The following is a 22,710-nucleotide window of genomic DNA, read 5'->3' on the forward strand; positions in this document are numbered from 1 at the left end:
TCGCCACAACGAAAAATCGAAGCCACGCCGACCGCTTCGGCTACAGTTTCACTTTCACTTCGCTTAAGGATTCGAACTTTTACAAGCACGTTCGTCAGTCGGCGACAGATGTCTGAGGAAATACGTCTCGAAGACGAGTCAGATCGGTGGAAGTGGGTGTGCCCGAACGGGCATCGGTCGTGGGAGCCGACGAACAACCATTTCTGGTGCGTCTCCTGCGCTCGCCACACCGACGCCGACGGCACGTTCCGCCAACTACAGAACAAATCGACCGGCGAAACGTTCGAGCGCGACGACCTCCGGCTGCTGACGCCCGCCGGTCCGTATCAGGACCTCCGGAGCGACCACCGGGAGGGGTCGGCATGAACGCCGGAGTTCGCTTCGCGGACCTCCACGCGTTCGAGCGCGACCTGCTGTACGCGGTGCGCGCGCTGGAGCGCGACGGCGACGCGCCGAAGGGCCTCGCCGTGAAGGACCTCCTCGAAACCGAGTATGACGAGGAGATCAACCACTCGCGGCTCTACCAGAACCTCGACGGTCTCACCGACCGCGGTCTCCTCCAGAAGGGCAAGAAGGACGACCGGACGAACGAGTACGCCACGACCGACGAAGGGCGCGACCTTCTGGAAGCGCGCACCGAGCGCCGCGCACAGCAGGTCGGACTCTCGACCGACGGAGGTGACGCCTGATGCAGTGCCCCGACTGTGGCGCGACTATCGAGGGCGTCAAAACCTACGCTCCCGACGCTCACGCCTTCGACCCCTGCGGGTGTCGAATCGCTACGCTCACCGCTCACGACATGGCGCTCCTCGACCGCGGCCGCGGTCTCGCTACCGACGGCGGCGCTCCGAACGAAGAGGACGAACCGAAAGTCACCGCTGAGTGGCTGGAAGGGCGGTACTTCTGTTACCCCATCGAGTGCGGCGTCTGCGGCGACCAACTCGCAGGACCCGAGGAGAACGGTGTTATCGGACGCGGCGATGCGTTCGCTATCGATGCCGACGGACACGCCGTTTGCCAACATCACACCGACGAGATTCGCTTCGTCGCCGCGGGCGTCTACGCTCACGGCGGGGGCACGCCCTGCGAGACGAACCGTTCGTTCCGACCCGAGGACGTAGTGACCGTCCGGGGAAGGAACGACAAAGACGACCAACTCGTTACGGACGGCGGTGTCGCTAAGACTCCGGACACCGACGCCGCGGGCGCGTTCTCGGAGCTGACCGAGGAGTGCCCGGACTGCGAGCGCGAGACGCCCCACGCTGTCGCGGTCGAACTCCGGACCGAGAACCCGGACTCGTCGTTCTCGCGCGAACCGTACCGAGTCACCGAGTGTTCCGTCTGCGGCGCGACCGAGGAGGTGCGACTGACCGATGCCTGAAACGCGAACTTCTGACGACGAGCCGACCGAACAGGACGACCAGCGAAGCGACGAACAGCGCGCTCAGGAACTCCTCGACCGACCACACCCAAAGCGCCGGGAGACCGACGCGCTCCAAGACGAACTGTCCGCCGTGTGGGACCTCATCACCAACGAGCAAGTGACGTTCGACACGCTCGACCGTCTGCGAGCCCGGTCCCAGCGGATTTTCTCGGTAATCGAGAACCGGCTCGGCATCGAGTACCCCGAGTGCGAGAACTGCGGGAGTTGGTCGTGGGGACAAGAACCCGGCGAACCGCTCCACTGTGAGGGTTGCGACCAGATTCCCGACGAAGAGGTCCGCGAAGAAGTACACGACAAGTGGCGACGAGTCTCCGGCGACACGGAGGGAGAGGCATGAGCGCGCTCAACTGGCCGACCGGCTTCGACCGAACCGACCCGACGAACCGCGAGCGGAACAACCGCTACGAGGCGTCGCTCCGGGACTCCATCGACGACCTCGACGCCGAACTCGAACTCCTCGGCGTTGACGACTGGCGACTCTCGACGGACGCCAGCCACCAGAAGCGCAACCCGAACTACCCCTACGCCGACGCGAACCCCGAGGACCCGAGCGCGGTCGTCCGGTGGACGATGGACGGCGAGCAGTACGCGGTCGCCTGCGACGCCTACTCGCGTCTGCGCGACAACGTTCGGACGCTCTACCTCTACGTCCGCGAGAAGCGCAAGATGGAACAGCGCCCGGTCGAGACCGGCGAGTCCGAGTTCGCCAACGCGCGACTCCCGCCGGGCGAGGAGTCCGCCGACCCCGTCTCGGTCGCCGCCAGCGAACCGCCCCACGAACTCCTCGGCGTCCCGCGCGACGCCGACCCGGAGGATGTCCGCGAGGCGTTCCGCCGAGAAGTCCAGCGCGCTCACCCCGACCACGGCGGGAGCCAAGCCGAGTTCCGTCGCCTGAAGGACGCACGGGAGGCGATGCTCGATGAGTGACGATCTCGAACCCATCGCACCTGAAGCCGCGGTGGACCTCTACATCGACCACCGCCGGGACGAAGTGAGCGATGAGACCCTGCAATCGCACCGCTACCGACTGAAGCAGTTCGTGCTGTGGTGCGAGGAGGAGGGCATCACGAACATGAACGACGTGTCCGGGCGGGACCTCCACGCCTTCCGCGTGCATCGTCGGGAGGACGCCGACCTCGAATTGGTCTCGCTACAGGGCCAACTTTCGACCCTGCGCGTGTTCCTCGGGTTCTGCGCGTCCATCGACGCCGTGCCGGAGGGACTGCGCAACAAGGTGATGTTGCCGACGGTCTCGGACAGCGAGCAGGCCAGCAAGACGAATCTCGAACCGGACCGGGCGGAGGCCGCGCTCGACTATCTCGAACGCTATCACTACGCGAGTCGCAACCACGTCATCCTGCTGTTGCTCTGGCGGACCGGAATGCGTTCGGGCGCGCTCCGGAGTCTCGACCTCGACGACTTCGACTGGGACGAACCCGCCGTCGAGCTGGTGCATCGTCCCGAGGAGGACACGCCGCTGAAGAACGCGGAGAACAGCCAGCGGTGGGTCGCGCTGTCCGAACACGTCGCTCGCGTGGTGAAGGACTACCGGGACGGTCCGCGGGAGGATGTGACCGACGATTACGGGAGGCGTCCGGTGTTGACCACCTCCCAAGGCCGTGCGTCGCGCTCGACGGTCCGGAATTCGGTCTACCTCATGACGCGACCGTGCTGGTACGGCGACGGGTGTCCGCACGACCGAGACATCGGGGAGTGCGAGGCGACTGAACGGGCGTACATGAGCAAGTGCCCGTCGTCGCGGTCGCCCCACGACGTTCGGAGCGGTGCGATTACCGCCCACCTTCTGGAGGACGTTCCGGTCGAGATCGTGAGCGACCGGATGGACGTAACCCAAGACGTGCTGGACAAGCACTACGACCGGCGGTCGGAGCGCGAGAAGATGAACCAGCGGCGAGACCACCTCGGAATCTGAGATTCATGTTCCGGGATTCAATCTTGACACGGATGCAGGAGTTAATTCAAAATGAGTATCCGCGTTGGCCCACTTCCTTTCCAGTTCGTTACAATCCGACAGAAGTCTGAGCTAACGCTCTACAGGAATTCGATTTCCGAACTGTCTCGTTCTGGTCGGTCCAGTCCATGTGAGTAGATATTTACCACGTACCGACAGGGCCAGAATCCATCTCCGGAGACGCGCTGGCGACCTCACTACGCCACGTTCTTCCGGTGGGATTCGAGGCCCTTGCTCGCCGGCATCCGACTCGTGCCTCTGCTCTCGGCCGCCGTCGAATCAGATGCCCGTCTCTGGATCCGGAAAACGACGCGTTGAGGCGAGACAAGCGACGTTGCTCTCTACGGTTAGACATCTCCGGAGTCTACCGATTCGAAGACGAACAGTCCGAGGCCTTCGGACGAGACAGAGCAACGAAGTATCGAGGTGTTACGTTTCGGGATGTGGTCGTCTCGGAAAGGGTCAGTTGTTGCTCAATTTCCGGACGCTCCACGAAATCCCAATCCCTGAAACAAGCAACACGACCAGATTGAACGCCGCGCGGAACAGCGGCCGGTACTCGTGGGAGATGAAGGTGTTGATGGTGGCGTTCGCGCTCGCGTAGAGTTGAATCACCGCGACCACGGCCAGCAGGGCGAACAGGCCCAGCGCGGCCCGGTAGAGGTTGGTCTGCACGTCGAAGTTGGCGGTCGATTCGTCGGGAATCTCGGTGTCGGTGTTGGCTTCGCTCATAGGTGGGTTCTCACGATTTCCGTCGCGCCAGCAGGAGCGCGCCGCCGAGTGCAACGACGGCCACGCCGGTTCCGAATCCGGGCACGCCGCCGGACGCGCCGCTCTCGATGGTCGTCTCGTAGTCCCGGTCCTTGTCGCCCCGTCGGTCGCCGTCGAAGTCGCCGACCTCGATGCCGACCTCGCGGACCGTCTCGTTGGCCGCGACGGTCTCAGTCGGGTTCAGGTTGGCCACGCTCCGAGCGGTGCCGACGATGACGCCATCTTTCCACAGCACCGCGTCGAGGTAGTAGTTGTAGCCGTCGGGGACCGAGAGTTCGACGCTCGGAGTGGCGGTCCGGCCCGGCGCTATCTGGCCGACCTGCGCCGAGGAGCGGTCGGCGACGATGTTCGAGTCGGCCTGTCGGACGGTGAAGACCACGCGCAGTTGGTCGGAGGCCACGTCGCCCTCGTTGGTCAGGAAGGTCGAGACGTTCAGGGTCGTCCGGTTGTCTTCAGCATCCTGAATCGTGTACTCGACCGGCGGGAGACCCTTCTGGCCCTGCCAGTGGAAGTTGACGCTGGTCCGGGCGTACTCCGGCGTCAGCGTGCCGACGCCGCGGACCTCCTTTCGTCCCTCGGCGATGCGCTCGCCGTCGCGGTAGACCACCGTCTCGATGCGGTAGCCACCCGAGCGTTCGACCGAGAGGTTCTGGCGGACCGAGACCTCTCGCTCGCCCGAGATGGGGGAAACGGCCCGCTCGCTCGTCGTCTCGACCAGTCCGGATTCGAGGTGGACCGCCCGGACTAGCACGGTCACGTTCTCCGAGCGCCCCTGCGTGTGTTCGAGGCGGGTATCGACCTGTAGGGTCGCGGTGCCGCCCGACACCGGGCCGGGTGCGATTGCGACCTCCTGAATCGAGAGGTGGCCGGTCCGAACCGGGTCGGACTCGGTGTCGGCAATCGCGCCGGGGACCACGGCGACGGCGAGGACGGACACCGCGACGACGAGGACGACTGCGCCCGCCAGCATCGTCTCGCGGTTCATGTTCCGTGGCTCACAGGAGGTCATCAAGTGCTTTGTGGTGTGGCTGGGGTCGGCGTCCCGCCGGGTCGCCAGTCGCTCCGCGCGATTCGAGAAACCTACATACTGCTCTTAGAAACAGAAACGATTCTCAAACAAATATTAGTATTTCTTGCGTCACCCACGAGGACGTGTCCTCGAAGGGTAGTTCCGTCGGTTGACGGTCTGGTACGAGGGAACGCGCCAACTAATCTTCCTCTCGTTACCTTTTAGTTATTTTAATTCTTCTAGTGAGAAAATGCTTTCAGTCGGAACAGACGTTCCCGATTTCGAACTTCCCGGAATCCAGTCCGAGGACCGAGACGAGTATCGCCTCTCCGAGTACACCGACGACGGCGCGGTCCTGCTGGCGTTCTACCCCTGCGATTTCAGTCCGGTCTGCACCCGAGAGCTATGCGCGATTCGGAACGTCGAGTGGTTCGAGTTCGAGAACGTTCAGGTCTTGGGCATCTCGCAGGACAGCCTCTACGCCCACCGAGAGTTCGCGGGCCAGCACGACATCACCTTCCCGCTCCTCTCGGACACCGACGGCGACGTGACCGAGCGGTTCGACGTTCGGTACGACTCGTGGGAGGGCCAAGCGGGTCTGGGCAAGCGAGCGTTCTTCGTCGTGGACGAGACCCAGACCGTGCGCTACGCGTGGTCTGCCGACGACGCCTACGAGAAACCGGACCTCGAAGAAGTGCTGGACGCCATCTCCCGGTTGAGCGAACCGCTCGCCGCGTAGCGCCGCCGAAGAACGCCGCCGACCCGAGGGTGCAAACAGAGCCAAGGTCTCCGAGTCCCAACCCTCAGTCGATGTACATCCGCGAGGACTTCGAGGCCTTGCTGAACGACATTCGGGACGTGCCCGACCAGTCCGGCACCGAGAACGAGATGCTGGAACGGAGCGAGGCCGTCTTCGCCGGTGACGGCCAGTTCACCGACCGCGACAGAGTGGAGGCCAAACTGGTCCGGTGGGTCCTCGACGCCGACTCCGAACCCAACCCCGTGGAGGCGAGCGACTCGTGACGGTCCGAAGCGTCGTCCTCGACGTTGACGGCACGCTGGTCCGAGGAGACCGCCCCATTCCGGGAGCCATCGAGACGGTTGACCGACTCCGCGAGCGCGGCCTCGACCTGCTGATGTTGTCGAACAACCCGACCCGAACCCCCGCCGACTACGCCGACTGGCTGGCAGGCCTCGGGTTCGCGGTCGGACCCGACGACGTGGTGACCTCGGGGTCGCTGACCGCCGACTACGTGGCTGAGGAGTACCCCGAGGCCCCGACCTACCTGCTGGGCGAGGAGGGTCTGCGCGAGATGCTGGCCGACCGGGGCGTCCTCCTCGTCGCCGACCCCGACCAAGCCGATGTCGTCGTGGCCTCTATCGACCGCCAGTTCACCTACGACCGACTCCGCGAGACCCTCTGGGCGCTGGACGACGCCGCCTTTCTGGCGACCGACCCGGACCCGACGATTCCCTCTGCGGACCGCCCGGTTCCGGGGTCGGGAGCCATCGTCGCCGCCGTCGCGGAGGCCGCCGGGCGGAATCCCGACGCGATGCTTGGCAAGCCCGGCGAAACCGCCGCGAAAGCAGTCGAATCGCGGGTCGCGGGGCGAGGAGACGAGGTACTGGTCGTCGGCGACAGGCTAGATACCGACATGCGCCTCGGCGAGCGGGCGGGTCTTCGGACCGCGCTGGTCCTCACGGGAGTAGCCTCGCGCGCGGACACAGAGAATTATAAGATGGTTCCAGACGCCGTCCTCGATTCGGTGGCCGAGGTCGAAACGCTCCTATAGGTCGCCCTCGTCGGCCAACCTCCGGACCTCGGCGGCGCGTTCGCGGATGGCGGCGAGGTCCGCGTCGTCCTTCCGGTCGAGGTTGTGGTAGGTCAGGCCCATCCGGTGATTGCTCCGGAGCGTGTCGTCGTTCTCCGCGAGGAAGTCCCAGTAGAGGGCGTTGAACGGGCAGGCCTCGTCGCCGGTGGTCGCGTCGGGATTGTACCGACAGTCCCCGCAGAAGTCGCTCATCTTGTCGATGTAGTTGGCGCTGGCGGCGTAGGGCTTGGTCGAGAGCGCGTCGGTCCCGAAGGTGCCCATGCCGACCACGTTGGGGGTCGTGACCCAGTGGTAGGCGTCCACGTAGCCGAAGTGGAACCAGCGATTGAGTTCGTTGGGATTCGCGCCGTACAGGAGCGCAAAGTTCGACAGCACCATCAGGCGCTCGATGTGGTGGCTGTATCCCCGGTTCCGGACGCGCCCGACGACGGTTTCGAGGCAGTTCATCTCGGTCTCGCCGTCGTAGTACAGCGCCGGGAGGTCCCGAGTCGCGCCGAGGTGGTTCGCTCGCGCCATCTCGGGCATCCGCCGGCGGTAGGCGTGGCGGACGAACTCGCGCCACCCCACCACCTGCCGGACGAACCCCTCGACGCTCCCGATTGGGGCGTTGCCTGCCTCGTATGCCGAGATAGCGCGTTCGACGACCTCCTCTGGCCGGAGGAGACCGAGGTTCAACGCCGACGAGAGCAGGGCGTGGTTGCCCGACCACGACCGAGCGACCATGGCGTCCTGATACGGGCCGAACTCGGGCAGGCGCTCGGCGACGAATCGGTCGAGGGCGGTCAGGGCCTGTTCGCGGGTGACGGGCCAGCGGAAGTGAGTGGCGTCGTCGCCCCACGTCTCGAACTCGTCGCGAACCCAGTCGGCGACTTCGCGGGTGGTCTCGGTGGCCTCGAAAGCGGGCGGGTCGGGAAACTGGTACTCCGTGGGCGGGAACTCGCGGTTCTCGTCGTCGTAGTTCCAGTCGCCGCCCGCGGGTTCGGGGTCCGATTGGACCTCCTCGCCTGCCGTATCGGTTTCTGGCGACTCCATCAGATACCCCGTCTCCCTGCGCATCCACCGATAAAAGGTCTCGTGGCGGGGCAGAGCGTCGGGGAATCGCGCGTCGAACTCGTCGGGCGAGCAGACGAACAGGTCGTTTTCGGTGACTTCGAGGCGGCCGTCCTCGCCCGCGGCGTCGGCGACGAGTTCGCGGAGTCGGTCGGCCGCGCCGTGGCTGGCGGGTTCCATCACCCGGAGTCGGTCGTCGGGGTGGGCGTCGAAGTGGGCGGACAGGGCCTCACCGAAAGTCTCGGCACGCCGGTACTCGACTTCGTAGCCCCCTGCGCGCAACTCGTCGCGGAAGTGACGCATCGCGGCGAAGACGAGCGTGAGTTTCTGGGGATGGTAGGGCATCCGGCGGGCGAACCCGTGGGCCTCTACGAGGAGGACGCGCTCCTCGCTCGGGTCGCTGTCGCCGAGCGGTCCGGCTGTGGGGTGCAACTGGTCGCCCAGAACCCAGACGGTCATACGCGGAGATTCGGACGGCCGACGAATAAATTCGGGTGGCGGGAGGGGTTGTGCGGGTGCCGGTGGGGTGTCGATGTATCGCGGAAACAGCAGTTGGACTCTGAATCTCGGCCGATGCGGTCACGAGACGGGCGAGGCTTCGAGGACCGCCGACCCCGACTCCGACTGACATCGAGGCGACGACAGGAACCGACCAAGAAATTTGTGCTTAGAGACAACGATACAATCTGATAGTAATTGCATTTCTATTCGAGAGACAACGCTCGAATTGTCAGGCCGAACTCACTCGTCGGGACCGGCCTCGACCGACTCCGAGGACCGCCGGTCGTCTCGTCCGGTCTCCTCGTCGCGCTGGACCTTCTGGCCCCAGAACCCCGGATGTTTCACCACGTCCACGTCGCCTTGCACGTGGGTCTGGCACGCCAGTCGAAGCCCCGAGTCCTCGTCGTGAGGCGGGAACGAAAGCCGACTGCGCTCGGCGTCGGTCATCTCGCTCACGTCGCCGCTGACCTCGACGGCACAGGTCCCGCAGGTGGCGTGGCCTCGGCAGTTGAGGTACTCCGATGCCCCGTTGTGCGGGGACTCCCCGGCGTCGAGGAGGGCGTCTCGAAGCACGGCTCCTCGGTCGCACTCGATTTCGTCTCCGCTGAACCGAATCGTCGGCATGATAGCAAACACGGCTCGAATCGTGTTAATTGTTAGCACTGATGGCTGTTCGGTTCCGGGTCGAGTGCGGAGCGCCCGGACCGACCGGTTCTCGCTGTGCCGTCGGCGAGTCGAACGCCCGGACCGAAGCGTTCGGTGAGCGGCGGTTTCGCAGTCTCAGGGCTTCCATAACTCGTCTAGTGGGGAATTTCGCGCCCGTCAACTCGTGGCCAAAAGCGAAGCACATACAAGCCCCCGTCCGATGTATTGCGATATATGAGTTGGAAAGAAGCGGCGGAACCAGTACTTACGCGGATGCCCTCCGTGCGTCGGCCGGAGGGCCACGTCCCGTTCAAGCGAAAGCTTGGATGGACCGCGGGCGTGCTGGTTCTGTATTTCTTCCTCACGAACGTCTACTTGTACGGCGTGAACATCGGAGGCGCAGACGCCTTCGGTCAGTTCCGCTCCATACTGGCGGGCGGTCAAGGTACAGTCCTCCAACTGGGCATCGGTCCCATCGTTACCGCGTCCATCGTCCTCCAACTGCTCGGCGGCGCGGACCTGCTGGGACTCGACACCGACGACCCCCGCGATCAAGTCCTCTATCAGGGCCTCCAGAAGCTGTTGGTGGTCGTGATGATATTCCTGACCGGCCTCCCGATGGTGTTCGCGGGCGGGTTCCTCCAGGTTGACCAGCAGGTCGCCGCGAGCCTCCCCGGCGGCATCATGGGTGCCAAATGGCTCATCTTCGCCCAAATCGCGGTCGGCGGCATCCTCGTCCTGTTCATGGACGAAATCATCAGCAAGTGGGGCGTCGGCTCCGGTATCGGGCTGTTCATTATCGCCGGCGTGAGCCAGAAGCTTCTGGGCGGCCTGTTCGCGTGGCCCAGCCTCCCCGGACAGACCGGTCTCCTCCCGACGTGGTTCGGTCTCGTCACCGGGAGCGCCGAAAACGCGCCCTCGCTGTTGACCGGCGACGGCATCCAGTACCTCCTGCTCGGTGACGGCAACATCATCGCGCTCGTCACGACGGTACTCATCTTCGCCATCGTCGTCTACGCCGAGAGCGTCCGGGTCGAGATTCCGCTGAGCCACGCTCGCGTCAAGGGTGCCCGCGGTCGCTTCCCCGTCAAGCTCATCTACGCGAGCGTCCTGCCGATGATTCTCGTCCGCGCGCTTCAGGCCAACCTCCAGTTCCTCGGGCGCATCCTCTACAGCCAACTGGGTGAGGGCATGCCCGGCTGGCTGGGAACCTACGGCACGGCCGGGAACCCGACCGGCGGACTGTTCTACTACGTCGCGCCGATTCAGCGACCCGGCGACTGGATGTGGTGGACCGGGACCGTCGCCCAAGAGCCGTGGCAGGTCATCCTGCGGGTCCTCATCGACCTCACGTTCATGGTCATCGGCGGAGCCATCTTCGCCATCTTCTGGGTCGAGACGACCGACATGGGTCCGGAGGCCACCGCCAAGCAGATTCAGAACTCCGGGATGCAGATTCCCGGCTTCCGCCAGAACACCGGCGTCATCGAGAAGGTGATGGAGCGCTACATCCCGCAAGTCACCGTCATCGGCGGCGCGCTGGTCGGCCTGCTGGCCGTGATGGCCAACATGCTCGGCACCATCGGCGGCGTCTCCGGCACAGGCTTGCTACTGACCGTCTCCATCACCTACAAGCTCTACGAGGAGATCGCCGAGGAGCAACTGATGGAGATGCACCCGATGATGCGCGACATGTTCGGATAACCTCGAAGTCCGAACCACTCACTCGTTTCTCGCTGTCCAGATTCGCTCCACCGACGTAACACCCTCATCAGCAAGGAGTTTCTTTGTCCTCGCGGCCGTCTCGTTTCCATGCCCGAGTTCGACATCATCGTCCTCGGAGGAGGAACCGGCAACGTCGTGGCGTCGGCCGCAGACGACGAGGACCTCGACGTGGCAATCGTCGAGCGCGATGGTCTCGGTGGGACCTGCCTCAATCGGGGCTGTAACCCCTCGAAGAAGCTGATTCATCGCGCCGACGTTGCCCGAACAGTCCGAAACGCCGACGCGCTCGGCGTCGAGGCCGAAATCGAGGACGTTCGATTTGCCGACATCGTAGACGACGTGACGGAGAAAATCACTGCCGAGGCCGAGTCGAAGGCCGAAATCGCCCGCGAGAGCGAGAATATCACGTTCTATCAGACCGAAGGCCGGTTCGTCGGCGAGCGAACCATCGAGGTCGACCTCGACGCCGGAACCGACGAGCTAACCGCTCAGAAGGTCGTCCTCGCGGGCGGGTCTCGACCGATGATTCCCGACGCCATCGACGGGACCGGCGAGGTGGAGTTTCTGACGAGCGCCGACGCGCTCGGTCTCCGCGAGCGCCCGGACCGCCTCGTCGTGGTCGGCGGAGGGTACATCGCCGTCGAGATGAGCCACTTCTTCGGTGCGATGGGGGCCGAAGTCGCCATCGTCGGCCGAGGAGACGTGCTGGTCGGGCGCGAGGACCGCGAGGTGGCCGAATTCCTGACCGGGGCCTACGCCGACAGGTACGAGGTCCACACTGGGTACGAAGTGACCGAACTCGCCGAGGAGAACGCAGAGAAACTCGTCCGGGCCGAGAGCGAGTCGGGCGAGGAAATCGAAGTCCGGGGCGACGAAATCCTGCTAGCGACCGGTCGCAAGCCGAACGCCGACACGTGGAACGTCGAGGCCGGAGGCATCGAGACCGACGAAAAAGGTTTCGTGGAGACCGACGAGTGCCTCCGGACCTCGGCGGAAGGCGTCTGGGCAATCGGTGATATTGCGGGCAACTACATGTTCAAGCACTCGGGGGACAAGGAGGCCGAGTACGCGGTCCGGAACGCGATTCACGGCGAGGAGGCCAGCGTCGAGTACCCCGGCATGGCCCACGCCGTCTTCGGGTCGCCCCAAGTCGGGAGTCTGGGCGAGACCGAAGGTGACCTCGACGGCGACGACTACGACGTGGGGACCTTCGAGTACGACCGGACCGCCCTCGGGTCCGCACTGACCGACGAGGGCTTCGCCAAGGTCCTGACTGCCCCGGACGCCGAGATTCTGGGATTCCACGTCGTGGGTCCCCACGCATCGATGCTGGTTCACGAGGTCGCGACCGCGGTCTCTGCGGGGGCCGACGCCGACGACGTTGCGGAGACGATTCACGTCCACCCGGCGCTCTCAGAGGTCGTGCAGGGTGCTTTCCGGGAGGCGCGGGGGTTCCCGCCGACCGGACTCTGATGCGATACAAACAGTCGCTCAGATGCGGTAGAGTCGCGTCGTCCAGAACTCTCGGAAGGCGTCGTCCAGCGCCGCCTTCGGTTTCCCGGTCGCGTCCACCGCGCTGGTGGCGTCGGCCCGGTCCTCGAACTCGCCGAGGAGCGTGCGCTGTCCGACCACGTACAGGCGTTCGACTTCGCCTGCGACCTCTGCGATGGTCTCCTCGCACTTTTCGAGATGCTCGTCTATCTGGGCGTCGCGTCTGCGCTCGAACCGGCCCTGCGAGAACCCGCCCTTCGAGTGGTCGGATTTCACGTCGCTGTCGAATCCCTCGAAGGAGACGCGCTCGCTGTCGTCGTAGACGCCGATGGCGAACACGTCCGACCGAACCAGCGCCAGCGCGAACTCGCCGGTCGGCAGGAACCACTCGCGGTCGAGGACGAACTCCTCGCCCCACTCGGCGAAGGGGTCGGGTTCGACCGGCGGCGCGAGCGCGGCGCTGACGAGGCCCGCGTCGTCGGCGACGGCCAGACACGGCCGGGCACGACCGACCAGTGTGGCGTGGTCGCCGAACGCGGATTCGACCGCCTCGGGCAGGCCGCCCTCGTCGGCGACCATCGCGGTCAGCGCGCCCTCGGCGTCGGTTGCGACCGACTGGAGGCGCGCGAGGATTTCAGCGAGGCGGTCGCCGCGGACGGTCTCGACGCCCCGAAATTCGAGGTCGGCCTCGTCGGCGTCGGCCCGCTCCACGCGGTCTTCCAACTCGGTGATGCGGTCCTCCAGTCGATTGACGCGCTGTTCGGCCTCCTGTCTGGCGGTGGTGGCCTCGGCGCGGCGTTCCTCCTCGGCCTCCAGTTGGCGTTCGAGGTGACGCTTGTCCTCTTCGAGGTCGGCGATGCGGTCTTTCAACGCCGCGCGACCGAGCAACTCGTCGAGCATTCGGCGTGACAAGTGGGCGGAGGCGTCTTGTAGTTTCTGCTTGGACCGGCACGACTACGGATAGAGAAATAAAATTAATTCTCTTAGCAAGAGAAATAGATTTTAAACATCTACAGAAGATTCCGATACCGAACAGAATTCCCTGTCGCGTCTCGGAGGAGTCGGGGTCGGACGATTTCCGGCGAACGCTCGCCGACACGCCCCCAACCAATCTATATAGTTTAGGGTGTCAAATATATACTTTCTGCGCTACGTTTATGAGGTTCAGGCTGGTAGTTGCGACCAACCAATGACCGAGGGAAGTGGGGTTCAGACGCTCCGACGCGACGCACCGATACCCGAGGACGACGCCCGAACAGACGCCGGAACCGCCGAGTGGGCCGAACTGAGTTCCCGCGCCGAACCCGCCACGCTGGCGCGGTTCGACCGCCCGCGGACCGACGACCGGACCACGCTCGCGGTGTTCGCCGACCCGCACCTCTCGACCGACAAGGAGGGCACGTGGAAGGCCTACCACCGGACCGAACAGCGCCTTCGCGCCGCGGTCGCCGACGCCAACGACCGTGACGTAGACGGCGTGATTCTGGCGGGCGACCTGACCGAGGACGGCCGCCCCGAGGACTTCGACGGCGTGGCCGACGCGCTGGCCGACCTGAACGCGCCGTTCGTCGCGGTGCCGGGCAACCACGACGTGCCCAAGTCCTTCGACGACCACGACACCCCACCGGTCTCCGAGTTCGCCGACCGGTTCGCGCCCGACGAGTTCCCCTACCGCCAGCGCCTCGGCGGCGTGGACGTGCTGGGCCTGAACTCGGCGTCCTCGCCCGACGGGGAACTCGACGCCACCCACGACGGCGCGATTTCCGAAAATCAACTCGCGTGGTTGGAATCCACCCTTCCCGAGACCGACACTGCGCTGGTCGTCAGCCACCACAACCCGCCGGGCCTCGAATCCCACCTCGCCGAGAACCACTACGCGCCTCACCCGCCGGTCGGGGACTCCTCGGCGTTCGTGGACGCCCTCGCGGGCCACGACGCGCTCCACCTCTCGGGCCACGTCCACCTGCCCGCCGCCATCTCGGGCGACGTTCGAGGACTGGTCTGCCCGGCGCTCTCGTCGTTCCCGCAGGCCTACGTCCTCGCCGAGGTCGGTCCCGAGGGCACGACCCTCCGGATGGTCCCGGTCGCCGACCCCGCAGGCGTCACTGAAGCCCACGACCTCGCGCGAACTCACTCCGACCGAAGCGCCGACATCGCCGAGATGGTCGAGCGCCAACTCGCGGACCTCCCGCTGGCCGACGAGCGGTAGGCGTTTTCAGTCCTCGTCGTCTCGGTCGTCGTTTCCCGGCGGACCGCCCGGTTCGGTTTCGGCGGGCGGGCGATACCGCTCCCGGCCGAAGAAACCCCGGAGCGCCATCGTCGTCCCGATGTAGGAGGCCGTCACGAGGACCAGAAATCCGAGTATCAACTCGAAAACCATCGTACCGAAGACTCCTCCACCGCGGATGTAAATTTGGCGCATCCACCGGCCGAGTAAATCGCCGGAGCGCCTTTGAGCGCACGGCCCGTCCCTTTTCGTATGGAGGAGACTGCTTCGCCCGCCGACTCCATCGACCGGGTGCTGGTGGCGGGGGCGACCGGACGCACCGGCCGAGAGATTCTGCGGACGCTCGAATCGACCGACTTCGAGGTCGTCGGCCTCGCGCGGTCGCTGGACGACCGAGGAGAACTCCTCGCTCGCGGGGCCGACGAGGTGGTGGTCGGCGACCTCCTCGAACCGCGGGACGCCGCCCGCGCGGTCCGTGGCTGTGACGCCGTGCTGTGCGCGGTCGGAAGCGGCCCGACGCTCGCGCCGCTCTTTGGCGAACCGCTAGTTGACGGCGAGGGCGTCCGGAACCTCGTCACCGCGGCGGTGGCCGCCGACTGCGAGGCCGTCGTCTTCGAGAGTTCCATCGGCGTCGGCGACTCCGAGAGCGGGATGCCCGCCGGGTTCCGCATGGTCCTCGGCCCGATTCTGAGAGCGAAAAACGACTCGGAGGCCGCGCTCCGGTCGTCGGGACTCCGATACACGATTCTGCGGCCCGGCGGTCTGACCGACGCGCCAGCAACCGGCAACGTGGTCGTCGGCGAGGGCGGCGCGACCGTTTCGGGGACGATTCCGCGGGCGGACGTGGCCCGGTTGATGGTCGCCGCGCTGTTCACGCCGGAGGCGAGCAATCGGACCTTCGAGGTGGTCTCGCGGTCCGGACTCCACGGGACTCCTCGGGGACTGGTCGAACTCGACTGGCAGTACCCCGACGACCGCGGCCCGGTCAAGATAGAAGTCGAAGAGAGTGAGGACGACGAAGACGCAGAATAGGCCGCCTCAGATGGCGTTCGAGGCGTGGAATCGGTCCACCGACCACCCGGTGACGCCGTTGTCGTACTCGATTTTCCACCACGTGTAGCCGTCTTCGGTGACGTAGCCGTCTTGGACGTAGCCGACTTCGCCGACCGGGTTGGTGTGGATTACGTTGTCCGCGATGTCGGGGTCGCTCCGGACGTTGACCTCGGCGGTCGTGACGACGCCCTCGCCGATGTCGAAGCGGACGCCGAGCGTGGTGCCCTGCACGTAGTTCATGTAGGTGCCCCAGTCCCACGTCGAACCGGGGTCGGTGTGGGAGTTGTAGCCGCAGTCGTAAGGGTCGGGAACCTGATGGTGGCCGATGATACCGCCGATGCCGTCGTAGGGGTCGCAGGGTGCGACGCCCGAGGGCCGGGTCAGCGGGATGTTGCACTTGTCGGCGAGGTACCGGACGACTTTCGCCGACGACCGGTAGAGTTCGTCGGTGAAGGTGGTCTCGTCGGTGTACCCCTCGTGTTCAAAGCCCAGCGAGGTGTCGTTGTAGCCGCCGTTGCCCGCGTGCCACCCGATGTCGCCGCGGTTGAGCATCTTCGTGATTTCGGCGTTGCTGTCGTTCTCGATGACGTAGTGCGTGCTGACGTTCGCGTCGGGATTCTTGAACCAGCTAATCGTCCCCTCGTAACTGCCCTCGGTGACGTGGATGATTATCCACCGCATCTCGGAGGGACTGCGAGTGGCTTGGGTGTAGTTGCTCGAATCGGCGGGTTCCCACCGCATGCTGGGTTGCGGGGAGTATGCACTTGCGGAGTTCGATGCACCAATCAGGGCTCCTGCGGCCGCGGTCGAACCGGCGACCTGCAGGAAGCGTCGTCGTGACGGAGCCATGCGCCCAAACATAATAACTCCGAACTGAAATAATTTTCTAGCTTTTTACTTCGAATTTATTTGGTGGGGCGGTGGGGTTGCTGGTCGGTGGCGGTTGCTGTCGAGCAGTTGCTGGTCGAGTGCAATCGCCAGAAAAGCGGTGGCCGCAGGAGGAGACCGAGCGTCAGTCGGCCGCGATGGGTGTTCGACGCTCCGCGTCGGCCAGTTCCAGCACGTCGTCGAAGAAGCCGAGGGTGTCGTGCGGGCCGGGGTTGGCCTCGGGGTGGTACTGGCGCGTGATGATGTCGAGTTCGTCGCTTTCCAGTCCTTCGGGGGTGTCGTCGTTGACGTTGACCTGCGTGACTTCGAGGTCACCGGGTTCGGCGACGGTGTAGCCGTGGTTCTGGGTCGTCATGACCACCTTGTCGGTCCGGAGGTCACGAACCGGTTGGTTGACGCCGCGGTGACCGAAGTCCATCTTCTCGGTGGTGCCGCCCAGCGCGCGGGCGATGATTTGCTGGCCGAGACAGATGCCCGCGAGCGGAACCTCGCCGACGAATTCGGAGACGAGCGACTGCGCGGACTCGAAGTTCGCGGGGTCGCCGGGACCGTTCGAGAGGAACAGCACGTCGGGGTCGAGGTCGGCGACTTCGGCGGGTTCGACGTCGTAGGGCAGGACGTGAACCGTCGCGTCGCGTTCGAGGAGCGACTCTCTGATACTTCCCTTCGCGCCACAGTCCACCAGCGCCACATCGAGGTCCTCGGCCCCACTCTCGGGGGTGTAGGTCTCGCGCTCCGCGACGCTGACCTGCGCGCCGATGTCCTCGTGGTCGCTCATTCCGGGACAGTCGGCGAGGGCCGCCTTGGCCTCCTCGGGCGAGGCGTCGGGTCCGGCCGAGATGCCGCACTTCATCGCACCGCCCTCTCGAATCTGGCCCACGAGGTCGCGGGTGTCGAGGTGGTCCACCGCGGGAACGTCCTCGGATTCGAGCCACTGGGCCACGTCGTCGGTGAGTTCCCGCGCGACGACCGCGCTCGGGTGGACTCGCTCGTCCTCGAAGCGTTCGTCTCGGACGCCGTAGTTCCCGATGAGTGGGTAAGCGAACGTCAGGACCTGCTCCTCGTAAGAGGGGTCGGTCAGACTCTCCTCGTACCCGGTGTATGCGGTCGTGAATACCAGTTCCCCGTGGGACGTACCCGGAGCGCGACAGCGTGCCTCCACGACACTGCCACCCTCCAACGCTACGTATGCGGCCGACATTACGAGATTCATACGGAATCCCGGTGTATAAACCTTGCTTTCGTAGCGAGATTACGAATTTCGTAATCATCAAGTGGTACCCCCGTCTATCCACACATCTCCATGGACGAACTGGACCGCGAAATCCTCTCCATCCTGCGCCGAGACGCCCGAAAGCCCTACACCGAAATCGCCGAGGAGGTCGGCACTTCCGAAGGGACCGTTCGCAATCGGGTCGAACGAATGACCGACGAGGGGGTCATCGAACGCTTCACGGTCGCCACCCGGACCGGTAACGTCAAAGCGATGATAGAACTCGACGTGGCGGTGGACGTGAACACCTCTGACCTCGGCGAGGACGTCGCCGACTGGGAGCAGGTGGACTTCGTTTGGCAGGTATCGGGCGAGGAGGACATCGTGTTGGTCGTGGACGCCGCCGACACCCAGAGCGTGAACCAACTGATTTCGAAGGCCCGCGAGTTGGAGGAAGTCGTCAACACCAAGACGCGCCTGATTCTGGACGAGAAACTGGGGTGATTGCCGGTCGTTAGTGGGGTCGGTTCGAATCTCGAAAGACGGTTCGATTCGAGCTAGAGACGTGTCTTTGTTTCTTAAAAGATTGTATATTGGGCCGAGACAATTGTAGTTGATTCTCTAAATCGCGCGGCGTCGTTCCGAGCGGAATCTGCCCGGACGACGAGCGCCGAGACGATTTCGGAACTCGAAACGACGGTGACGAGAGAGACACAAGAGATGTGAGTGAGACAACGGAAGTGCCGAGAAGCTAGCTTCAGGCTTGAACAAAGCCGTCTACCGCCCTGCTCCGCGACCGCACAGCACCGCAACCGCGGGCCACACCCTCCCCAACCGATTGCGGTCCTCGGCCTTCGGCCTGCGGTCCTCATCCCTCGCGCGGTTCGGCGCAGTCACAAGAGACACCGGCGGACAATCCGCGTCCGCCGAGCAGTCACTCGCTTCGCTCGTGACGACCGCGCCAGCACGCGCCGGGTCGAAAATCAGGAGCGCGCCGAACCGTCGGTATCTCGACCACCTGTCGTGATTACTCTTGGCCGAAAAAACGGAGAACTCGAAACCGAATCCTGAGCTATTCTGGGGCGTTGGAGACCGAGGAGCGTTTGCCTCAGTTACCCCGGCCCGGTCCGTCGTCGAAAGTGACCTCGGCGATGCGGGTGTTGTAGGGGTCCCGCTCCTCGGCCTCCGGCGGAATCTCGATGTCGGGCGAGTACTGGCTCACGGTCCAGAACGTCCCGGCCGAGGGGTCCACCGAGACGCCGTTGTAGTCGCCCCAGCGCAGGGGGTTGCCCGGCGTGCCGAAGCCCTCGCCGAAGTCGTAGTTCGATTCGCCGTCTTGGACGACCACCGAGTCCTCCAGTTGGCCCTGCGCGAAGTCGTCGGTCCGGCCCGCCACGACCGACTGGATGTAGGTGTCGGGTCCGCTGACGTTGTGGGCCATCACCATCGTGCCGTCGTCGGCCCCGACCGTCGGGATGTAGTAGGAGGTCCCGGCCTCGCCGTAGACCCCGCTCTGGACCACCGAGCGCGAGGCCACGTCGATTTCGTACCACCGAATCGCGGCCACCGCGGTGCCGTCGCCGTCCCAGTCGTACTGGATGGTGTGGGCGGTCCAGAGCGACCCGCCGTCCAAGTCGGCGTTCATCAGGCGCGTGCCGAGGGTGTCCACGAGGTCGGTCGCGTCGCCGCCCTTCTGGCGCGCTGGCGGCGGGAAACTGTAGGGAGCCACGTCGAGCGTGTAGCACTCCAGACTCGGGTCCTCGAGCGGGTCGGTCAACTCCCAGAGCGTCAGCGTCTCAGGGCTGGGGTCCGGGAAGGGGAAGTCGCTGTTCACCAGATAGTAGGTCTCGGACTCCCCGCCCGTGAACGGTTGGAGCGCGGGTTGGACCGTGAACGTCAACCCGTCGGAGTCCGGGTCGTTCATCTCGGTGAAGTGGTACGCCGTGACCTCCTGCCCGGCGTACATCGCAGACTTGTCGAGGGTGACCATCGTAATCTCGAACTCGGCCCCGAAGAAGTTCTGGGTCAGGTAGAGGGCGTCGTCGCCGACCCCGAGCGGCGGGTAGTCCACCAAGCCCTCGTTGTTCAGCGGCGGAATCCGGTAGACGTACCACTTGCCGTTGGGGTTGCTGGTCGCCGAGACGGCGATGACCCACCACCCCTGCGGCGGGCGACTGACCTGCTGGTCGGCGTACTCGCCCTCCTCCAAGGTCTCGCGGTCGATGACCTCGCCGTCGGTCGTGATGCCCGGTTCGTACTGGGTCGCCGAGACGACGAACCGGTCGGCGTCGCGGTCGTAGCGCGCTCGGGGGTCGAAGACGAACGGTTCGCCGTAGAAGAACCCGCCTTCCGGTTCCGGAATCACCGGCTTCCAGAGGCGTTCGAGCGGGACCTGATGCTCGATTTTCCCGGCCTGCTTGTTGAAGATAGCCACCTGCCGGTTGAGCGCGTGGACGAGTTTCCCGTTGCCCGCCGCGACCTGCGAGTCCGAGGGGACGCCGCCCCGCGTGCCGGAGGCGTTCACGCCGTCGTACTCGGTCAGTACGTCGAGGAGACCAGACTCGTCGGCGTTGGTCTCTCGGGACTCCTGCCGAGGAGGCTGTTCGCCCCCTGCGCTCCGGGCCGACTCTCGCAGGTCGGCCGCCGCCTCGCTGTTCGGCGTCGCCGCCCCGAGCGACCCGGTTTCGCCGCGGGCCTGCTCGGCGCGAATCTGACCGAAGTTGATGGTGTCGCCCGTGTACGTCCGCTCGAACGGACCCGACGCGCAGTCGTTCTGTGCGGTCGCTACCTCGCCGCCGAAGTTCAGGAGCGAGAGGCCGCCGATGCCGACACCGGTCGCCTGAAGCAGTTGGCGTCGGTCCATCGAGAGTCGGTCGTCGGTACTGGCCGAATCCTCGCCGTGCTGGCGCTTTTCGTCTTGTCTCATCGTCGTATCCGTCTTGATACTTGCCCGATTTCCTGTTAGTTAATTAGCTCCTACGCGCCACAGCAGACGGCGAACGAACGTGAAATTTTAAGGCAGAAAGCGTGTTACTCAATCGGAACCAGCCGAAAATAGAACTGCGAATGCGACCGAATCCCGGCGACAGAACCGCGACGACCAGATAGACTGCCGACCGAACCAAGCGGTCACTGCGGCGGTTTGCCCACGCCGGGGGTCTCGGTCTCTGCCCCGTCGGGTTGCTGGAGGTACCCCTTTCCCTCGTGAATCCGGCGGTAGAACAACCTGAGTGCCCGGTTGAACCGGCCGTAGTGGACCTCCGGTTCAACCCGGTCCTCTCGGATGGCCGAGACGATTGCTTCGGGCGAGAACTCGTCGGCGTCGATTCTGGTATAGGCCCGCCCGACCTCGACGGGGTAGTGAGCGTCGCTCCCGCCCACTAGCGGCAGGTCGTGAGTGTCGGCCAACTTCCGAACCCACTGCTCGGTCCGGGGGTGTTTGCCGTTGACCTCGATGGCGTCGAACTCGGCGTCCACCTCCCGGACCGTGCTGTTGCGATACGGATGGGCGATGATGGCCGCACACCCCCTGTCGTGGGCGAGTTCGACGGCCTCCTCGGGCGAGAGGACGCCGGGTTCGGTCCGAGTCGGCGGGTCCGGGCCGACCACGAGGACGTGGCCGTGGGTGGTCGTAATCTCGATGCCCGGAATCGTCCCGGCCACGTCGAACGACCGGTAGTAGTCGTGGTTCGTCAGCGCAACCCCGTCCAACCCACGGAGTCGCGCGGCCTCGGTCAGTAGTCGAACCCCCAGCGGGTCGTAGTACTCGGCGGCCCGGTCGTGCCCGTGGAAGAATCGGGTGTGAGAGTGTAAATCGACGGCGTACACGAGAACGTATAATAGCCGGTAGACCTTTGACTTTCTGCCCCCAACTAAGTGGTCACATGCCCGAGATTTGGGAGGGCTTGGCAGGGGACGAGGTGGGGACGGGCGACGAGGTGGTGGCCGACGAGGTGGTGGCCGACGGCGGCGTCCCGGACGACCGGGTTCTCGTTCTGAATCCCGTCAGCGGCGACGGCGACCACCGCGAGCGCGTCCGGAAGTTGGCCGACGAGGCCGGTTTCACCGTCTTGGAGACCCACTCGGCAGGTGAGGCCGTCACCTTCGGGCGACTCGCGGGTGAGGCCGGGGCGGACGTGGTGGCGGCCGCGGGCGGCGACGGTACCATCAACGAGGTCGTTCGGGGTCTCGATGCGGCCGACGCCTTCGAGGACGTGACCTTCGGCGTCGTCCCGACCGGGACGGGCAACAACTTCGCCGGGAATCTGGGAACCGAGGACATCAGACACGCTTTCGAGGTCCTGATGCGCGGCGAGCGCCGGCGCATCGACGTGGCGACCGCGGGCGACGACGAGTTGTTCGTCAACTCCTGCATCGCGGGACTGACCGCCGAGGCCAGCGCCTCGACGTCGCCCGAGATGAAGGACAGACTCGGCATGCTGGCCTACGTCGTCTCGGGCCTCCGGGCGGTTCGGGAGTTCGACGCGCTCCCGCTTTCGGTCGAGGCGGAGTGTCCCACCGACGCGGACGAGAAATCGTGGTCGGGCGAGGCGGTGATGGTGCTGGTCGGCAACGCCCGGCGGTTCCCGGCGGAGGGGCGCTCGCAGGCCAACTGCGAGGACGGCCTGCTGGAGGCGACCATCATCGAGCGAATGCCCTCGACGAACCTGTTGGAGGAGGCCGCGCTCCATCGACTGTTCGGCGACGAGACCGAACACGTCACCCGACTGCTGGCGTCGGAACTCCACATCGACGTGCGCCGGGACGAACCGGTCGGGTTCAGTTTCGACGGCGAGACCGGCGAGTACGACGCGCTGGCGATGGGGACCCGCCAGCAGGTGCTGGAGGTCTGTGTCGGCGACGACTACGAACCCAATCCGGAGTAAAAG

Annotated in this window: 25 protein-coding genes; 15 read left to right on the plus strand and 10 right to left on the minus strand. The window is 65.2% G+C overall.

Features of this window, described 5'->3' with window-relative positions:
• Positions 1 to 108: 108 nt before the first annotated feature.
• The 6 genes from P2T57_RS08810 to P2T57_RS08835 are packed head-to-tail and all read left to right on the plus strand — an operon-like array spanning position 109 to position 3,377.
• Positions 109 to 366, plus strand: a complete 258-nt coding sequence (locus P2T57_RS08810) for a hypothetical protein (RefSeq protein ID WP_276298821.1) — start codon at positions 109 to 111, stop codon at positions 364 to 366.
• On the plus strand, positions 363 to 689 hold the full coding sequence (locus P2T57_RS08815; protein WP_276298822.1) for a helix-turn-helix transcriptional regulator: 327 nt from the start codon (positions 363 to 365) through the stop codon (positions 687 to 689). Before P2T57_RS08810 ends, P2T57_RS08815 begins: the two co-directional genes overlap by 4 nt.
• Entirely contained in the window at positions 689 to 1,381 is a 693-nt protein-coding gene (locus tag P2T57_RS08820) for a DUF7835 family putative zinc beta-ribbon protein (RefSeq protein ID WP_276298823.1), read from the plus strand. Before P2T57_RS08815 ends, P2T57_RS08820 begins: the two co-directional genes overlap by 1 nt.
• Positions 1,374 to 1,781, plus strand: coding sequence for a hypothetical protein (locus P2T57_RS08825; RefSeq protein WP_276298824.1), 408 nt, complete (start codon positions 1,374 to 1,376; stop codon positions 1,779 to 1,781). The genes P2T57_RS08820 and P2T57_RS08825 overlap by 8 nt, the downstream gene beginning before the upstream one ends.
• The gene (locus P2T57_RS08830; protein WP_276298825.1) at positions 1,778 to 2,371 is read left to right on the plus strand and encodes a J domain-containing protein; all 594 of its coding nucleotides are present in this window, start codon (positions 1,778 to 1,780) and stop codon (positions 2,369 to 2,371) included. Before P2T57_RS08825 ends, P2T57_RS08830 begins: the two co-directional genes overlap by 4 nt.
• The gene (locus tag P2T57_RS08835; RefSeq protein WP_276298826.1) at positions 2,364 to 3,377 is read left to right on the plus strand and encodes a tyrosine-type recombinase/integrase; all 1,014 of its coding nucleotides are present in this window, start codon (positions 2,364 to 2,366) and stop codon (positions 3,375 to 3,377) included. Before P2T57_RS08830 ends, P2T57_RS08835 begins: the two co-directional genes overlap by 8 nt.
• A gap of 501 nt (positions 3,378 to 3,878) precedes the next feature.
• On the opposite strand, the gene P2T57_RS08840 is transcribed toward P2T57_RS08835, so the two are convergent.
• Both P2T57_RS08840 and P2T57_RS08845 read right to left on the minus strand, forming a co-directional pair.
• Entirely contained in the window at positions 3,879 to 4,148 is a 270-nt protein-coding gene (locus P2T57_RS08840; protein WP_276298827.1) for a DUF8060 family membrane protein, read from the minus strand.
• A 10-nt stretch (positions 4,149 to 4,158) separates the two neighbouring features.
• Positions 4,159 to 5,172 (minus strand): DUF7490 domain-containing protein, encoded by a 1,014-nt coding sequence (locus P2T57_RS08845; protein ID WP_276298828.1) that lies wholly within the window; start codon positions 5,170 to 5,172, stop codon positions 4,159 to 4,161.
• Between the two features lie 274 nt (positions 5,173 to 5,446).
• Between P2T57_RS08845 and P2T57_RS08850 the strand changes: the two genes are divergently transcribed.
• The 3 genes from P2T57_RS08850 (at position 5,447) to P2T57_RS08860 (ending at position 6,989) form a co-directional block, all read left to right on the plus strand.
• A complete protein-coding gene (locus P2T57_RS08850) occupies positions 5,447 to 5,935 on the plus strand; it encodes a redoxin domain-containing protein (RefSeq protein WP_276298829.1) in 489 nt (162 codons plus the stop codon).
• Positions 5,936 to 6,006: 71 nt separating this feature from the next.
• Positions 6,007 to 6,219 carry a DUF7960 family protein gene (locus tag P2T57_RS08855; protein WP_276298830.1) on the plus strand — a complete coding sequence of 71 codons (213 nt, stop codon included), beginning with the start codon at positions 6,007 to 6,009 and terminating at the stop codon, positions 6,217 to 6,219.
• The gene (locus tag P2T57_RS08860) at positions 6,216 to 6,989 is read left to right on the plus strand and encodes an HAD-IIA family hydrolase (protein WP_276298831.1); all 774 of its coding nucleotides are present in this window, start codon (positions 6,216 to 6,218) and stop codon (positions 6,987 to 6,989) included. The genes P2T57_RS08855 and P2T57_RS08860 overlap by 4 nt, the downstream gene beginning before the upstream one ends.
• Here P2T57_RS08860 and P2T57_RS08865 read toward each other — a convergent pair.
• A complete protein-coding gene (locus P2T57_RS08865; RefSeq protein WP_276298832.1) occupies positions 6,984 to 8,537 on the minus strand; it encodes a cryptochrome/photolyase family protein in 1,554 nt (517 codons plus the stop codon). The two genes, P2T57_RS08860 and P2T57_RS08865, sit on opposite strands and share 6 nt — an antisense overlap.
• A gap of 282 nt (positions 8,538 to 8,819) precedes the next feature.
• A complete protein-coding gene (locus tag P2T57_RS08870) occupies positions 8,820 to 9,203 on the minus strand; it encodes a 2Fe-2S iron-sulfur cluster-binding protein (protein WP_276298833.1) in 384 nt (127 codons plus the stop codon).
• 255 nt (positions 9,204 to 9,458) lie between these two features.
• Between P2T57_RS08870 and secY the strand changes: the two genes are divergently transcribed.
• Both secY and P2T57_RS08880 read left to right on the plus strand, forming a co-directional pair.
• On the plus strand, positions 9,459 to 10,928 hold the full coding sequence (secY, locus tag P2T57_RS08875) for a preprotein translocase subunit SecY (RefSeq protein WP_276298834.1): 1,470 nt from the start codon (positions 9,459 to 9,461) through the stop codon (positions 10,926 to 10,928).
• 108 nt (positions 10,929 to 11,036) lie between these two features.
• Positions 11,037 to 12,422, plus strand: coding sequence for a dihydrolipoyl dehydrogenase family protein (locus P2T57_RS08880; protein ID WP_276298835.1), 1,386 nt, complete (start codon positions 11,037 to 11,039; stop codon positions 12,420 to 12,422).
• Between the two features lie 18 nt (positions 12,423 to 12,440).
• On the opposite strand, the gene P2T57_RS08885 is transcribed toward P2T57_RS08880, so the two are convergent.
• Entirely contained in the window at positions 12,441 to 13,340 is a 900-nt protein-coding gene (locus P2T57_RS08885; RefSeq protein ID WP_276298836.1) for a Vms1/Ankzf1 family peptidyl-tRNA hydrolase, read from the minus strand.
• Positions 13,341 to 13,629: 289 nt separating this feature from the next.
• Between P2T57_RS08885 and P2T57_RS08890 the strand changes: the two genes are divergently transcribed.
• Complete coding sequence (locus P2T57_RS08890) at positions 13,630 to 14,649, plus strand: metallophosphoesterase family protein (RefSeq protein ID WP_276298837.1); 1,020 nt, start codon at positions 13,630 to 13,632, stop codon at positions 14,647 to 14,649.
• 6 nt (positions 14,650 to 14,655) lie between these two features.
• Here P2T57_RS08890 and P2T57_RS08895 read toward each other — a convergent pair whose 3' ends face one another.
• Positions 14,656 to 14,820: a hypothetical protein gene (locus P2T57_RS08895; RefSeq protein WP_276298838.1), complete on the minus strand. Its 165-nt coding sequence runs from the start codon at positions 14,818 to 14,820 to the stop codon at positions 14,656 to 14,658.
• Positions 14,821 to 14,919: 99 nt separating this feature from the next.
• On the opposite strand from P2T57_RS08895, the gene P2T57_RS08900 reads away from it, so the two are divergent.
• A complete protein-coding gene (locus P2T57_RS08900) occupies positions 14,920 to 15,699 on the plus strand; it encodes an SDR family oxidoreductase (protein WP_276298839.1) in 780 nt (259 codons plus the stop codon).
• 6 nt (positions 15,700 to 15,705) lie between these two features.
• On the opposite strand, the gene P2T57_RS08905 is transcribed toward P2T57_RS08900, so the two are convergent.
• Both P2T57_RS08905 and carA read right to left on the minus strand, forming a co-directional pair.
• Positions 15,706 to 16,569 (minus strand): N-acetylmuramoyl-L-alanine amidase, encoded by an 864-nt coding sequence (locus tag P2T57_RS08905; RefSeq protein ID WP_276298840.1) that lies wholly within the window; start codon positions 16,567 to 16,569, stop codon positions 15,706 to 15,708.
• Between the two features lie 163 nt (positions 16,570 to 16,732).
• On the minus strand, positions 16,733 to 17,809 hold the full coding sequence (gene carA / locus P2T57_RS08910; protein ID WP_276298841.1) for a glutamine-hydrolyzing carbamoyl-phosphate synthase small subunit: 1,077 nt from the start codon (positions 17,807 to 17,809) through the stop codon (positions 16,733 to 16,735).
• A 102-nt stretch (positions 17,810 to 17,911) separates the two neighbouring features.
• Between carA and P2T57_RS08915 the strand changes: the two genes are divergently transcribed.
• Entirely contained in the window at positions 17,912 to 18,325 is a 414-nt protein-coding gene (locus tag P2T57_RS08915; RefSeq protein WP_276298842.1) for an Lrp/AsnC family transcriptional regulator, read from the plus strand.
• Positions 18,326 to 18,929: 604 nt separating this feature from the next.
• On the opposite strand, the gene P2T57_RS08920 is transcribed toward P2T57_RS08915, so the two are convergent.
• Both P2T57_RS08920 and P2T57_RS08925 read right to left on the minus strand, forming a co-directional pair.
• On the minus strand, positions 18,930 to 20,747 hold the full coding sequence (locus P2T57_RS08920) for a hypothetical protein (RefSeq protein ID WP_276298843.1): 1,818 nt from the start codon (positions 20,745 to 20,747) through the stop codon (positions 18,930 to 18,932).
• A gap of 203 nt (positions 20,748 to 20,950) precedes the next feature.
• A complete protein-coding gene (locus P2T57_RS08925; RefSeq protein WP_276298844.1) occupies positions 20,951 to 21,649 on the minus strand; it encodes a PHP-associated domain-containing protein in 699 nt (232 codons plus the stop codon).
• A 56-nt stretch (positions 21,650 to 21,705) separates the two neighbouring features.
• On the opposite strand from P2T57_RS08925, the gene P2T57_RS08930 reads away from it, so the two are divergent.
• Positions 21,706 to 22,707 (plus strand): diacylglycerol/lipid kinase family protein, encoded by a 1,002-nt coding sequence (locus P2T57_RS08930; protein ID WP_276298845.1) that lies wholly within the window; start codon positions 21,706 to 21,708, stop codon positions 22,705 to 22,707.
• The last annotated feature ends 3 nt before the right edge of the window (positions 22,708 to 22,710 follow it).

The sequence above is a fragment of the Halorussus lipolyticus genome (genome assembly GCF_029338375.1).
GTDB lineage: Archaea > Halobacteriota > Halobacteria > Halobacteriales > Haladaptataceae > Halorussus > Halorussus lipolyticus.